The following is a 14,983-nucleotide window of genomic DNA, read 5'->3' on the forward strand; positions in this document are numbered from 1 at the left end:
CTCTTTGCTAAAGCAAGGAGGTTTATTCTTTATTTTCGATTAATTCTACAGATTTAGCTTTTCCTTGTTCAGGATAAGAAACCGCAATCTCTCCTTCCAAAATGATCTGAACATAGTCTCCAACATGAAAATCCTCTACTTTTTCATACTGAATGGCCACAAGAGACGGAGCAGGTTGCAATCAATCAATTTTTTCATATGTAAGTTCTAGCCATTTGATAGCCTCTTCTTCGGTCGCTCCCTCAGCTATAAGCAAACTATCTTCATTGACTTCCATAATATATCCATCCATTTTTTGACCATTACAACTGCCAAGGCACAACACCAAAAAACAAATAGCAAAAATTAATTGTCGACGCATACTTATCCTCCTCAGTATGTGACAAAGTCTTGACAACCTCCTCCTTTTCTAGTAATCTACTAAATATGTTAACTCAAGTTAGTTTTGGTTAACATACATATTAAGGAGGAAAGTAAATTGAATAACTCGAAGCTTCAGATGATGATTGTAACAGCATTATTCGCAGCAATTATAGGAATACTTGCTCAAGTTACAATACCTTTACCGCTCGTTCCGATTACTGGGCAAACGCTTGCAATTGGTCTTGCAGCTACTATTTTAGGTTCACGTTATGGTACTTTATCTTCTGTTCTTTATCTTATTATTGGAGCAATAGGTATTCCAGTATTTTCACAAATGTCAGCTGGCTTTGGAGTAATTTTTGGACCAACAGGTGGATTTATCGTTGGTTTCATTCCAACAGCTTATGCGATCGGGCTATACTTAGAAAAAACAAAGTTCAACGTCATCAATGCATTTATCGCGAATATCATTGGAATGTTTATCACCTTAATTATTGGAACTGTTTGGTTAAAAATTGCCGCTAACCTGTCATGGACCGCCGCTTTCGTAGGCGGGTTTGCTCCATTTATTGTTGGCGGAATAATCAAAGCGATTCTTGCCGCATGGATTGGTATCACCGTCCGTAAAAGACTGGAATCAGCTAATATTTTATATGTTCCTGTTAAAAAAGCAAGTTGAATTTAGAGTAAGCGTGCCGGTACAGCTAAGCACGCTTTTTATCCTCACCTTGACTTTAATTTTCTTTTCCCAATTAAGTACTCGACAGTCCCCGAACCAATAAATACTCCTACTAAAATAAATACCAAGCCAATATAATGATTTTTCATAATCGGTTCACCTAAAAATAACGATGCACCTAATAAAGCAAACAACGTATTTAAGTTTACAAAAATGGTCGTCTCCGTCGGTCCAACATTTTTTATCGCAAAATTATAGATCATATGCCCAAAAGCCGTTGCAATAATCGCACTAAATAGAAAAACACTTCCTAACTTCCATGTAAATAATTGCGTTAACTGCGCTAAATCACCTTCGATTATATAGCTAATAATAAAAATAAATACAGAACCAACTAAAAGCATATAACCGGTAAGTAAACGCGGATCGAAAGTAGGATTTAACTTACTAATCAAAATAAAACTAAATGCTTGCATAAACATCGATAAAAAGATCATTAAATCTCCGATAGAAATAGCTTCAAACCCTTCAGCACCTGCTAAAGAAGTAGTTAATATCCCGATAAAGCCTAATAAAAATCCCAGTGCACGAAGTCGAGAGATACGATCCCGTAAAATAATGATCGATAAAACCATTGTCACAAGCGGAGCAGCGCCTAAGATAATCCCTGCATTCACACCAGATGTTCGAGTTAATCCTAATGCTAAAAAAGTGTGGTGAAAAGCCACATTGAAAATTGTAATAATGAGAATTGTTTTCCATTCATCTTTTGTAGGTAATCGAAAAATACCAAGCAATTTGGTGATCACAAGTACAGCTATTCCTGCTAAAAAAATTCGTGCAGCTGTTAATGTGATTGGTTCAATACTATTTACAAGTACGACAAGTGCCGATAAATTAACCCCCCAAACTGCCATAACGAAAAATAATAGTGTGTAAATTCGTGCCAAATAATCACCTAGTTTCTCTTAACATTCCTGTTGCCATCTCTAATTTAAAATTGAAAAATCGTTGATAACAGCGACTTCCGTGTAAGGAAGCCAATTCAACGATTTTCACATAATTTTATACTTACTATTCTAGTATAGCATTTATTCCTCTACTATTTTAGATTTTTCTTTTCGTAGATGACGGAATATGAAGCTCTTCGCGGTATTTGGCTACAGTTCTCCGTGATATAACAATCTTTTTTTCCTGTTTAAACAAATCAGAAATTTTCTGATCAGAAAGTGGTTTTTGTTTATCCTCATTATCGATCATTTCCACTAATAATGCTTTTACTTTAGATTGCGACGTACTTTTTCCATCTTTAGTAGCTAACTTTTTTGAAAATAATTTTCTTAAATCAAAAGTCCCCACCGGTGTTTGAACAACTTTATTCATTGTTGCGCGGCTAACTGTCGATTCATGCATGCCAATTTCATCTGCAACTTCTTTTAATGTTAAAGCTTCTAATGCAGTAGGCGAACCAATGCTCAAGTATGCATGCTGTCGATTTACGATCACATCCATTATTTTCAAAATTGTCGTTCTGCGTTGTTCAATGCTTTTTAATAGCCACTGGAATTTTTGAAAATGATTGTCAACATATTTCGATAACTCATTGACATGTTTACATTCATTTGAATATGTGTAATTAAATTTAATTTCGGGTAAATAATAATCATTTAAAGATATAGAAAATTGATTCGACTCTTCTAATCTGTCAATAAAAATGTCTGGAGTGACATATTCTGCTTTTTCCCCTTCTAATTGATCTACTGGTCTAGGGTTCAATGTTTGGATCATCTTAATTAAATCTTTTATCTTTTGTAATGAAACATTTAAATCTTCCGCAATAATGTCCCATTTGTTTTCGGCAATATTGGTTAGATGATTTTCTATAATAGTAACTAACATTCCATTTTCCGGATATTTCTTTTTCGCTTGTATAACGAGACATTCATACAAATCACCTGCTCCAATGCCAGCAGGTTCGAGTTGATGGAGAATATTTTTCGCCCGATAAACTTCTTTTTCACTTATTCCTAAATGATCACAAACCTCTTCATCTGTTATAGTTAAATAGCCTTGTTCATCAATATTATAGATGAGATACTCCATTATAGTTCTCTCAAAATCCGTTAAGTCATAATCGACTAATTGCTCCATTAATTGGTCGTATATCGTTTTTTTATCGCTAACAGAATAATCAATTGGATTTGCTACGTCTACACCTGTGCGTCTAATGTTTATAGGGGTGTCGTGATCTTTCTCGATTAGTTCAATAAAAGGGTTTTCTTCTGCTTGTTCACGGATAAACTGCATTAACTCATATGTTGAAAGTTGTAAAAGTTCAATCGCCTGACGAAGTTCTGTAGTCATGACCATTTTCAACATCTGTCTTTGTTCTAAGACCATTCTCATCATTTATCCCTCCCAAAATGACCCCCTATGAACATTAAAGCGCTACCAATTTTGTGTAAGAAATTATTATTTAATTAACTTACTAATCTCTTTAAATTTAGGATGTTCAGCTGTCTCCATTAACTCAAAAAGTGCCATTTCTACAGATGTAACTGCTGCTCCAAGCGACTTCATTTTTTCAAGTCCGATTTCTTTATTTTCTTTCGTTCTAGAAGATACTCCATCAACGACTATTTCTACATGCTTTCCTTCATCTAATAATTCACTCACTGTTTGATACACACAAATATGCGTTTCAATACCTGCAACGAGAAAAGAATTTTTTCCAAGTTTTTTTAGTTCTGCTTGGAAGTTCTCATTCTTACATGCACTAAACGTCATTTTATCGATTGGGCTGTTCGCTGTTAAATGCTGTTTAATTTCTTCAGCAGTTGGGCCAAGACCTTTTGGATATTGTTCAAGCCAAAGAATCGGTATATCAAGAAGCCCTGCTCCCTTAATTAAGCTTTCTAAGTTCGCAATAAGGTCTTCACTTTGATACATAATTTTGGCAAGCTTCCCTTGAACATCAATAATCACAAGCGCCGTATCGTTTACTTTTAACATATTATTCAACCCCTCATTTCATACATTATATATATCTTAACATAAATAGCTATCAATCATTTAAAAAAGAAGTCGTTTGTCGTATTAAAAATAGATAGATAAACTTCTTTGAGTGGAAGTTTTTTTACTTGAGCTATTTTACGTATCGACATATGCATCATTTTAGGATGGGTCATCTGATCTTTAAACTGTCCGCTGAATGTCCATGGTCCATCCGTCTCTACCATTAATAATTGAAGTGGATATTGTTTCACTAATGTTCGGGTTCTTTTTTTATAACAAATATCTGGAGTTACAGAGATATGATATTTATTGGCAAATAGCCGCTCAATTGTTTGATTATCTCCTTTAAACCAATGGAAATGGGCTTGTTTAACAGAATGTTTTTCAAGTAAGTCACAGGCGATGAGTGCATCTTCATACACGGCATGTAATATTATTGGTTTGTCATATTTTTTTGCTAGTTTAATGAAATATTCTAACAGCTCAATATAGGCTTCAATTTTTACTGAAGGATCTTCTTGTTTCAGATAAAAGGGAAGACCAACTTCACCAATCGCCACCATTTCATTTGCATGTTGCTCAATAAACTGAGTCAACTCAATGACTTCTATCTCACTAGGATATGCTTGTTCCGGATAAAACCCAAATGCTGGTTTTACCGTTTTATATTTACTTGCCAGTTGTTGAACTTGCTTAGCTGAAGGTAAGTTTTTTGATACTGATATTAGAGAATCAATTTGATCCTTCTCTAAATCGTTTAAAATTCTAGTTTGATCTTGTTCATTATAATTATCGATATGAATATGTGCATCAATTATTTTTTTGAACATGTTTGAACCACCTTTTATATTTTCCGATTAAAAACAATATTAGTTCTTTTCATTCTACCATCTCTTTTTCTTAACGCAATCTGTTTCTAAAAATTGCCCGTCTGTACTATAACAACTTATCTTTTTTTAGTCTTTTGTGTTATAATAGATATTAGTCTGGTTTATTTACTTTTTTTCAGACAGATTACTAGTTTTTTTGCGATCAACTAGGGATCTGTCGTTTTACGTTTCAATAATTATATAGGAGTGTTGTAAATTGTTTAAAGATGATCGCTTTAAAGGAATAACAACAAGCGATTTGAGAAAGGACTTAATCGCGGGTATTACAGTTGGTGTCGTTGCTATTCCGCTCGGTATGGCGTTTGCAATTGCCTCAGGTGTAAGTCCGGAATATGGAATTTACACGACGATAATAGCCGGGTTAATTGTAGCTATCTTCGGGGGCTCGCACTTTCAAATTGCTGGACCAACTGGTGCGTTTATTCCAATTTTACTAGCTATCGTTTTACAATATGGTTATGAGGATTTACTAATTGCCGGAATGCTAGCTGGTATCATGCTTATCCTCATGAGTGTATTTAAATTTGGTAGTTTAATAACGTATATACCTAGGTCTGTCACAATCGGATTTACATCAGGGATAGCAGTAATCATTTTTTCTGGACAAATTGAGAACTTTTTAGGTCTTGAAAACGTAGAAAGTAAACAATATTTCCACGAAACGATACTCGAACTTTTTCGCAATTTCCATACGGTAAATATCTTTAGTATCGTTGTTGCGATAATCGGATTGCTCATTATTATTTTTGTCCCAAGGTTTTTTCCAAGAGTTCCAGTTCTGCTAGTCGCACTAGTAATCCCAGCAATAATAAGTTACTTTTTATTCCCTGGAAAAATTGCTACCATTGGATCGGCATTTGGAGGAATCCCTCAGTCTTTCCCGGGATTTCATTTTCCGGAAATCACTTTTAATAAATTGTTATACCTCTGGCAACCAGCCTTTGCGATTGCCATGCTCGGAGGAATCGAATCACTCTTATCTGCTGTTGTAGCAGATGGAATGACAGGTAAACAACATAAGTCCAACCGAGAATTATTTGGACAAGGATTGGCTAATATCATTACGCCTTTCTTCGGTGGAATACCTGCTACAGGAGCAATTGCTAGAACTGCTACGAATATCAAAAGTGGAGCAATCAGTCCATTTTCGGGAATATTCCAAAGTGTATTCGTATTACTGACACTTTTATTATTTGCACCCTTTGCATCACATATTCCATTAGCAAGTATGGCACCGATCTTAATGGTAGTAGCATTTAATATGAGTGAATATAAGTCATTTGGATCGATTCTAAAGCTACGCACATCGGATTCATTAGTTTTAGTTACTACTTTTTTACTTACCGTCTTTGTAAACTTGACGATCGCAGTACCGATCGGCTTATTACTAGCAATGGTATCTTTTGTGAAAAGAATAAGTGGTGTTTTACGAGTAAAAGATATCATGCCTATACAATTTGCAAACGGACAAGGGCGAGGTAAAGGGGAAAGAGCTGAATACAGTTGTCCAAAGATTGCTAGTTTTACAGTCCATGGTCCACTATTTTTCGGTGCAGCAGATCGCTTTGAATCAACATTATCAAGATCTATTCGTAAACGACCATCTGTCCTAATTTTAAAAATGCGACACGTGTCCATGATCGATGTGACAGGTGAAGCGAATTTATCTCGATTTGTTAAAGACTTCATTAAAAAGAAAGGAACTGTTCTGATCACTGAACTACGAGAGGAACCTTTAAACATGTTAAAACGAAGCGGACTCTATGATGTGATAGGATCTGATAACTTCTTTGATGATACTACAGATGCGATTAATCATGCTTTAAAAATTACTGATGTAAAAAAATGTCCATATTGTAATAAACGACCTGACGGAAGTTGTCGTGTATTTAAAAAAATGGAAAATGATCAGGTACAAATGGAAAGTGCCGCAACAGAAGCGGAATAAGCTGTAGTAGTGAGGCATGCAGGGATGTGATTCCGTAAGTTGGGGTTACACTTTGCATGCCACTTTATTTTAGCCACTAGACTTTATGTGGCGTGAGTGACTAGGTATCTTTTAATGTCACTAAGCATCACGATGGAGGCACCTTGCATATTTTATTGCCACTAAGCGTGAACTTGAGCAACTTTCGCCTTGACTTGAGCAACTCACACCTTACGGCCGAGCTCTTTCGCATAACGAGTGGCTGCTTGCAACTTCACCAGTAGAATAATGGATTACTTTACACACTAAAAAATCAACTACCACAAAGCGTGATAGTTGATTTTTTTGGTTTTACTTTTACTAAAATTTACTTTTCTGCTCCTAAACCAGTATGAGCACGTACAGACATTTCAGCATACATTTTATCATTGTCCTCAGGCTTCGTCATTAGAGTAACAATTACAGCCGCTAAGAACCCTAAAGGAATACTAAATAAACCTGGGTTTGATAATGGATAAATTGCTGCATCTCCCATAATATTCGGGCTTAATAAGATTAAGACAACCGTTGTAATTGTTCCAGTTAACATTGCCGCAACTGCACCTGGAGTATTAAAGCGTTTCCAATAGATAGAGAAAATAATAACAGGTAAGTTCGAGCTAGCTCCAACAGCAAATGCATACGTAACTAACTGTGCAACGTTGAAGTTTTTCGCTAAGATTCCTAAGATGATCGAAACTACTCCAATTACAAATGCAGTAATTCTAGCAACTTGGAATTGCTTCCTTGAGTCAACTTCTCCACGCTTAATAACGTTTGTATAAATATCATGAGCAAAAACTCCCGCACCAGTGATAACTAATCCAGCTACAACCGCTACGATTGTCGCGAACGCTACTGCAGAAATACCGGCCATAAATAATTCTCCACCAAGTGTTCCTGCTCCTCCACCAAGCACTTGACCAAGTAATGGTGCAGCCATGTTACCGCCACCACCAGCAGCGTTAATAGCTTCTTCACCAACTAGAGCCGAAGCTGCAAATCCGATGATTGCAATGATGAAATAGAATGAACCAATGATAATCATACCCCATACAACTGATGATCTAGCCGCTTGTGCTGTAGGAACTGTAAAGAAACGTACAAGTAAATGCGATAAACCCGCAGTTCCAAGAATTAACGTAATTCCTAATGACAATAAGTCAATTGGGTTAGTATATAATTTTCCTGGTGTTAAAAATTCCGTTCCATTTTTACTTATGACATCTCCAAATAAGGAAGATAAGTTAAACTTAAATATTACTGCGATGAAAATTAACATGATAAGCATCGCACTCATTAATAAGACTGCTTTAATAATTTGCACCCAACTCGTTGCTAACATTCCTCCAAGTGTTACATAAATCATCATTAGTACACCAACAATGATTAGAGAAACTTCATACGGAATTCCAACAAGTAAATGAATAATTGCACCTGCACCAACAAGTTGAGAAATCATATAAAACATCGTGATTGCCATTGTAACTACAGCTGCTGAAGTACGAACTGGCCTTTGTTTCAGTCGGTAAGAAATAACATCAGCAACCGTAAAGTTCCCTGAGTTTCTAAATGGTTCCGCTATAATAAATAGTACGATAACATAACCCATGAGCCACCCAATTGAATACATAAAACCGTCATATCCATACAAAGCTACGAGTCCTGCAATTCCTAAGAAGGAAGCTGCACTTAAATAGTCTCCAGCAATCGCAAGCCCATTTTGAAAACCTGTTAAAGAACGACCTGCTGCATAGAAATCACCCGTTCCTGTCGTCCTTTTTGATGCTAAATACGTAACATACATTGTTAATGCGATAATTACACCGAATAATATAACTCCAAATAGACTAGCCGTATCCAATATTTATGCCCCCTTTTCTTCTTCTTTTGGTCCATATTTAGCAATTATTTCTTCTACTTGTTTGTCATAAGATCTAGCTTTAAACACATATATAAAAGCTAAAGCCCAAATAACTACATAATATGAGATTCCATATAAATATCCGAAAGTAAAGTTACCAAATACAAAACTTGACATTAACGGCTTTGCATACGCTGACAAAATAGGAAACATCAAATAGTAGAAAAAGAATAAAATTGGTATAGAAAAAACGAACTTGTACTTTCTTCTTTTTAAATTTTGGAACTCCTCCGTTTGTTCTATTTTTTGAAATGCTATTGATTTTGACATGATATTACCTCCCTTTTAACATTTAATGAAAACGCTTAAAAAGAGTTTATCAAAATCGTGAACAAATTGTGTTGCTTTTGTTCGAATGGTCAGAAAAAGAGACTAAGTGGTATTATATTTAATTTATTTAGTGGCCAAATTTTTCAAATAATGCCTTCCGTGCTGATCGACTAACTGGTATCGTTGTTTTCTCTTTATTTTTTAACGTTATGTTGTATGCACCATTAAACCAAGGGGTAATTTCAAGAATATGATTTAAGTTCACCAAATAACTGCGGTGCGTTCTAAAAAACGAGCGACCTTCCAATTTCTTTTCCAACTCCTGTAACGTCATCTTACTTTCAATAACTTCATTTTCCGTGTGAATTTCGAGCATTCGTTGGGAAGGAACAGCATAATAAATAGAATCGGGAGACAGAACGATCATTTTTTCTCCATCATCGATTAATAACTTAGAACTTGATTTCCCGGGAATATGAGTAGAACTCTCACTACTATCTAATAAGCGTTTTCTAATCCGCTCCATCGCCTGATGTAAACGCACCTGATCAAATGGTTTTAACAAATAATCTACTGCTTCAATTTCAAATGCATCAATCGCATAAGCATCATATGCTGTAGTAAACACAAATAACGGTGGGTTATTCGTTGATTTCATAATCTGTTTTGCCGCTTCCACCCCAGTAATTCCAGGCATTTCAATATCAAGAAATAAAACATCTGGCTTATGTTCTAAATACAACTCCACTAATTCTTCACCAGATTCAGCACTTGGACAGAGCGCAATATCTTTTTCCTTTTCTAGCAAGTATATCAACTCTTCGCGTGCTAAATATTCATCTTCTGCAATCATCACATTAATTTTCATTTAAAGTCCTCCTTACGGTACCATTCGGGATGGTAAAATACACTTTGCTTCCTCTTGGCAGATTTTCAACATGTAAACGTGCATCCTCTCCCAATAAACTTATTAATCGCTGGTTTACATTATATAAACCTATCCCGCCATTATCTCTGATAGACTTACGGTTGTTCATAATATTTTCAATTTCCTTTTCATCAAATCCGACACCATTATCTTGAACAGTCACCTGAACTTTCTCACCTTTCTTTTCAATGAAAACATCAATTTTTCCGTTCGTTGTTACAGTTTTCAATCCGTGTTGAATAGCATTTTCAACGAGCGGTTGGATCGTAGAAGGAGGTATTAGCACTTTTGAAATCGTCCGTTCTTGTATAAAATTAATTTGCAGTCGGTTTGAAAATCGAGCTTGAATGATTTCTATATAAGCTTTAACATGCTCACATTCTCTTTCTAATAAGATTAATGACTCTGAAGCAATTCCTAAGTTAAATCGCATAAAATTAGCTAATTGGATGGTAATATGTCTCGCTCTTTTCGGATCCACTCTAAATAATGTTGCAATTAAATGTAATGTATTAAAAAGGAAGTGTGGATTTATTTGCGCTTGTAAATTTCTTAGTTCCGCATCCTTTATATTTGCTTTTAAATTTTCACTCGCAATAACTTTCAACTGATTGGATATCAATTGTCCAATCCCTTGAGCCAATTCTTTTTCAATCGGTCTAATATGTTGCGATTTTCTAAAATAAAATTTGATAAGACTTATCGTATCATTCGCCTCGGTTATCGGTATGATTATTGCAGCTTCCAGTGGACATTCTGGATGTTCACAAGCAATGTCAACTTTAGAATAAGCGATTTGTATTTCTTTTGATTTCAAAGCTTTTTTTGACAAAGGCGTAATAATTTTATGCCCAACCTGATGATGTTCAGCGCCTATTCCTTTAAACGCCAACACTTCATCCTGGCTAGTTACAGAAATAGCTGCCACTTTTAGCCGGTCATACAATAAGTTAGCGATCCCTTCCGCTTGATCGCTTAATGAACCACTTTTTAGAAATGGCAAAGCTTCCTCTGCGATTGTTAACGCCTGTTTTGTTGCTAAAGCCGCTTCATTTTCCTGTTCATTCAACACAATCCCGATCATTGCGGTAAAAACCGCTATGGCAATACTATTTGATAATACGAGCGGAAGACCGGCTAAATTCACGAAATGAATGATACTTTCATTTTGTGGATATAGCACTAGTAAAAGCTGCATTTGCAATATAGGAGGGAATACTCCAATGAAAAGCGCTTGAACCGGAGAAATTACACGTGCTTTTGAGAAAAAGCGTCCTGTTAGCCCCGCGAGTAGTCCTGTAAGTGGGTTGACTAACATGTTGGCAAACCAGCCAATTCCTCCCAAAAAAACTAGGTGAACAGCAGCAATAATTCCGGCGCCTAAACCAACGATTGGCCCACCTAATAACCCTGCAATTACTACAGCAATCAAACTTAGACTAACAACCATTTGATCCGGTTCTACAGACCCTACAAATCCTGTCCCGACGATTTCTCCATTCGAAAGCACAATACCAAAATGGGTACTTGTAATTGCAAATACACCAAACACACATGCATGGATGATCGTCATTTTCGTATTAAATTCCCGGTATAATAATGTGCTAAATTTAGGGATTCGCGTAAGAACGAAGGCAATGACTAACAATAAACCAATTCGTTCTAAGAGTATAATTGTTAAGTCTTTCAATCATCTTCGCTCCTTCATTTCGACTCCTGTTTGCGCTTTTAAATAAAATCGTTCAAAATTAATTGGATCCTTTTGGGGAAATAAAAAAGTTCCAAGGATAGCTCCCAAAAATCCAATTGGAATCGCAATAATTCCAGGGTTATATAAGTTTAACAGTGGCTCTCTTGATATCCAACCATTATCAATATTCATTATATGTGGCCCTAAAATAAGTAAAGTTAATGACGCAATTAGCCCACTTACCATTCCGATCATCGCACCTGCTTGACTGAATCGTTTCCAGTAAATTGTAAATAAAATAATTGGTAGATTACTAGAGGCAGCAAAGATAAATGTTAAAGAAACAAGAAAAGTTACATTAATGTTTTCTAGACCTAAAGCAAATAGGGTAGAAATAAAACCAATCGCTAAAGCAGACCATTGTGCAGCTCTTAATTGCTGCTTTTCCGTTGTTTTACCTTTTTTAATAATATGGTGATAAATATCATGAGAAAAAGCTGTAGTTGCTGAAATGACAAGGCCAGCTACGACCGCCACAACAGTTGTAAAAGCAATGGCTGAAATAAATGCAAGCAAAAAGTCTCCTCCAAGTGCTTTTGCTAATAAAGGTGCTGCTAAATTCCCAGTCGAATCAGCTGCCATTAACTGATCATAGCCAATAACCGCAGCAGTCCCTAGGCCAAGCACTAATGTCATTACATAAAATAGTCCAATGATCCAACTAGCTGTAAGAACAGACTTTCTTACTTCAGATGCATTTTTTACCGTATAAAATCGAATTAAAATATGTGGTAACCCTGCTGTACCTAAAATTAATGCTACATATAATGAAATAACTTCTAGCGGGCTACCGAGCAAATGACCAGGCATAAAAAATTGATCTCCGAGCGGTGTACCTACTTTTACTTCATCAATTAATGCATGGATATCCCATTCATAAAAAGAAAAAACGATTAATGATAGTAAAAACGTACTTGACATAAGTAAAATTGTTTTGACAATTTGTACCCAGGAAGTAGCAATCATTCCCCCAAAGACAACATATACTGTCATAAGACTTCCAATAATAAGAACAGATGTTGAATAATCAATATTTAACAATAAACGGATTAAAAGCCCTGAAGCGACCAACTGCGGGATCATATAAAAAATTGAAATTATAAAAGAACCAATTGCCATAATCAAACGGATTTGATGACTAGGAAAGCGTGCACAAATAACGTCACCTAGGGAATACTTTCCAAGATGATGCACAGGCTCGGCAACAAACAGTAAAACAACTAAATAGGAAACTAAAAATCCTAAAGAATACAGAAAACCATCATAGCCATTTAAAGCTATCGCACCAACAATTCCTAAAAAGGAAGCGGCACTTATATAATCTCCAGCTATTGCCAATCCATTTTGAAAACCGGTTAATTTTCCTGCAGCCGTATAAAATTGAAATGTTGTTTTACTTCTTCTTGCTGCCCAATACGTAATGATCAACGTACAAATAACGATACATACAAAGAATAAAAAATAAGTAAAATTCATTCCGCTTCCTCCTGCCTCATCCTTTCAACTAACTGATCCAGTTGTTTAGCTTTTACCCAATAAATCCAGCCAATAAGCCATGTCATAAGAACTTGCAAGAAAGCATAAAGCCATGCCCATGAAAGCCCAAACAACGCATGTTCATTCATTTTGTCGGGAATAACTGCTAGAGATAATGGAAGAGACATATAAAAGATGACTGCTAACACAGAAATCCACACAACGAATAATCTTCTTTCTTGCTTCCATCTTTTGATGGTATCCACTTCACCCCTCCATTCCTCGTTTTATTTTTAGAAGATTTAGAAAACTTGATACAATATTTTATAAAACTATAATTAGTATCCAAGTTTTGGTAAATGCAAATTGCATGCATTTACTGCGTGTTGTACTAGTCTTGATGACGTTCTAAACAATTAAGTTTAGAAAACTTGGCTTATCGCCAAGCTATTATGGCGAAAGCCAAAGTTGCACTTATGAAGATAAAGAGATTGGGACATAAGCTAAAAAAAGTTATTGAACCACGAATGACTAAGTTTATAATAGTCGCTGCAGAAATATTGTTCGTGTTTCATATCCACTATTTTGTTTTGTCCCAGCCTCCTTCTAAAAAAATGAATACTTAGCCAGGCAGGAAGGTTTTCCTTTCCTACCGGCTAAAGTATGGAAAAAAACGAACAAGAAACGAATTTTTCGTTTCTTTAGTCCGGAGTAAATAAGCTATTTTCTCTTTGATTATTGAAAAGTCGCACCTAAATTCGTTACAATTTGTTTTTTTCGTGAAACTACTCCTTCTAATAGCGCACGGTTACCTGCTAATTGAACATTGAAGGCTTCTTCAACATTTCTACTTGCTTTTCCTAATGCTAAAACTTCCGAGTTACTATTAATAATATCTGTGACTGCTAATAAAAAGAGGTCTAAATCTTTCTCTTCAATAATTTTTTCAATTTCTTTTTCAATTTCGCCTTGCTTTTCGTAAACTTCTTCAAGATCAACTGCATTCACTTGTGCAATTTCTACTTTTGAAGGGCCCATCATAAATTCTTTTGAATCCATCGCTAAAAGTTCCGCAACCGATTTGTCACTCAGATCCGTTCCTGCTTTTAACATATCTAGCCCATATTCTTCAAGATTTACTTTCGCAATGTTAGCGAGCTCTTCTGCAGCTTGTACATCTTCTTGTGTACATGTCGGTGATTTAAACAGCAATGTATCAGAAATAATTGCTGACAATAATAAAATAGCATCTGTTGCAGATACCGCCACATCATTTTCCTTAAACATTTTATTCAAAATAGTTGCCGTACATCCAACAGGCTCAGCTCTAAAATAGAGTGGATCATTCGTTTCAAAATTTGAAATACGGTGATGATCAATGACTTCCGTTATTTTAACGTCACGAATATTATCGACAGATTGCTGAAATTCGTTATGATCAACTAAAATAACTTCTTCTACGCCGTCTTCAACTTTTTCAATTAATCGAGGTGCTTCAACTTCAGCAAAATTTAATACATATTCCGTTTCTTTATTTAATGAACCTAATCTAACCGCTTCTACATTCATTCCTAATTTTGTTTTTAAATTTGCATAAACTAACGCTGAACAAATTGAGTCAGTATCTGGATTCTTATGCCCAAAAATTAATTTTTTTCCCATGACCATACCCCTAATTCAATAGTTATATGTTATAGATTAACATATTTTACGACATTTAGT

At 35.5% G+C, this 14,983-nt stretch carries 15 protein-coding genes; 2 read left to right on the forward strand and 13 right to left on the reverse strand.

What is annotated here, in order from left to right:
* Window positions 1-22: 22 nt before the first annotated feature.
* Window positions 23-181: a DUF3221 domain-containing protein gene (locus tag ACPYKA_RS02690; RefSeq protein WP_479540879.1), complete on the reverse strand. Its 159-nt coding sequence runs from the start codon at window positions 179-181 to the stop codon at window positions 23-25.
* Window positions 182-361, reverse strand: coding sequence for a hypothetical protein (locus tag ACPYKA_RS02695; protein WP_479540880.1), 180 nt, complete (start codon window positions 359-361; stop codon window positions 182-184).
* Window positions 362-499: 138 nt separating this feature from the next.
* Here ACPYKA_RS02695 and ACPYKA_RS02700 point away from each other — a divergent pair, with 138 nt between their 5' ends.
* Window positions 500-1,042, forward strand: a complete 543-nt coding sequence (locus ACPYKA_RS02700) for a biotin transporter BioY (RefSeq protein WP_479540909.1) — start codon at window positions 500-502, stop codon at window positions 1,040-1,042.
* A 44-nt stretch (window positions 1,043-1,086) separates the two neighbouring features.
* Here the strand turns inward: ACPYKA_RS02700 and ACPYKA_RS02705 are convergent, their stop codons facing one another.
* From ACPYKA_RS02705 to ACPYKA_RS02720, 4 genes are all read right to left on the reverse strand, one after another.
* Window positions 1,087-1,992: a DMT family transporter gene (locus tag ACPYKA_RS02705; protein ID WP_479540881.1), complete on the reverse strand. Its 906-nt coding sequence runs from the start codon at window positions 1,990-1,992 to the stop codon at window positions 1,087-1,089.
* 157 nt (window positions 1,993-2,149) lie between these two features.
* Entirely contained in the window at window positions 2,150-3,448 is a 1,299-nt protein-coding gene (gene rpoN, locus ACPYKA_RS02710; RefSeq protein WP_479540882.1) for an RNA polymerase factor sigma-54, read from the reverse strand.
* Window positions 3,449-3,514: 66 nt separating this feature from the next.
* Window positions 3,515-4,054: a hydrolase gene (locus tag ACPYKA_RS02715; RefSeq protein WP_479540883.1), complete on the reverse strand. Its 540-nt coding sequence runs from the start codon at window positions 4,052-4,054 to the stop codon at window positions 3,515-3,517.
* A gap of 56 nt (window positions 4,055-4,110) precedes the next feature.
* The gene (locus ACPYKA_RS02720) at window positions 4,111-4,887 is read right to left on the reverse strand and encodes a TatD family hydrolase (protein ID WP_479540884.1); all 777 of its coding nucleotides are present in this window, start codon (window positions 4,885-4,887) and stop codon (window positions 4,111-4,113) included.
* Window positions 4,888-5,143: 256 nt separating this feature from the next.
* Between ACPYKA_RS02720 and ACPYKA_RS02725 the strand changes: the two genes are divergently transcribed.
* The gene (locus tag ACPYKA_RS02725) at window positions 5,144-6,895 is read left to right on the forward strand and encodes a SulP family inorganic anion transporter (RefSeq protein WP_479540885.1); all 1,752 of its coding nucleotides are present in this window, start codon (window positions 5,144-5,146) and stop codon (window positions 6,893-6,895) included.
* 346 nt (window positions 6,896-7,241) lie between these two features.
* Here ACPYKA_RS02725 and ACPYKA_RS02730 read toward each other — a convergent pair whose 3' ends face one another.
* The 7 genes from ACPYKA_RS02730 to ACPYKA_RS02760 all read right to left on the reverse strand — a co-directional run bounded on the left by ACPYKA_RS02730 (window position 7,242) and on the right by ACPYKA_RS02760 (window position 14,923).
* On the reverse strand, window positions 7,242-8,720 hold the full coding sequence (locus tag ACPYKA_RS02730) for a solute symporter family protein (RefSeq protein ID WP_479540910.1): 1,479 nt from the start codon (window positions 8,718-8,720) through the stop codon (window positions 7,242-7,244).
* Between the two features lie 60 nt (window positions 8,721-8,780).
* The gene (locus tag ACPYKA_RS02735) at window positions 8,781-9,107 is read right to left on the reverse strand and encodes a DUF485 domain-containing protein (RefSeq protein ID WP_479540886.1); all 327 of its coding nucleotides are present in this window, start codon (window positions 9,105-9,107) and stop codon (window positions 8,781-8,783) included.
* A 127-nt stretch (window positions 9,108-9,234) separates the two neighbouring features.
* Complete coding sequence (locus tag ACPYKA_RS02740) at window positions 9,235-9,975, reverse strand: LytR/AlgR family response regulator transcription factor (RefSeq protein ID WP_479540887.1); 741 nt, start codon at window positions 9,973-9,975, stop codon at window positions 9,235-9,237.
* Window positions 9,965-11,725 carry a LytS/YhcK type 5TM receptor domain-containing protein gene (locus tag ACPYKA_RS02745; RefSeq protein ID WP_479540888.1) on the reverse strand — a complete coding sequence of 587 codons (1,761 nt, stop codon included), beginning with the start codon at window positions 11,723-11,725 and terminating at the stop codon, window positions 9,965-9,967. Before ACPYKA_RS02745 ends, ACPYKA_RS02740 begins: the two co-directional genes overlap by 11 nt.
* Window positions 11,726-13,261 carry a solute symporter family protein gene (locus ACPYKA_RS02750; protein WP_479540889.1) on the reverse strand — a complete coding sequence of 512 codons (1,536 nt, stop codon included), beginning with the start codon at window positions 13,259-13,261 and terminating at the stop codon, window positions 11,726-11,728.
* A complete protein-coding gene (locus ACPYKA_RS02755) occupies window positions 13,258-13,527 on the reverse strand; it encodes a DUF485 domain-containing protein (protein WP_479540890.1) in 270 nt (89 codons plus the stop codon). Before ACPYKA_RS02755 ends, ACPYKA_RS02750 begins: the two co-directional genes overlap by 4 nt.
* Window positions 13,528-13,996: 469 nt before the next feature.
* Window positions 13,997-14,923 carry a manganese-dependent inorganic pyrophosphatase gene (locus tag ACPYKA_RS02760; RefSeq protein ID WP_479540891.1) on the reverse strand — a complete coding sequence of 309 codons (927 nt, stop codon included), beginning with the start codon at window positions 14,921-14,923 and terminating at the stop codon, window positions 13,997-13,999.
* Window positions 14,924-14,983: the final 60 nt, after the last annotated feature.

Origin of the sequence: Pseudogracilibacillus amylolyticus (SeqCode) (assembly GCF_051918545.1) — a bacterium.
GTDB lineage: Bacteria > Bacillota > Bacilli > Bacillales > Amphibacillaceae > Pseudogracilibacillus.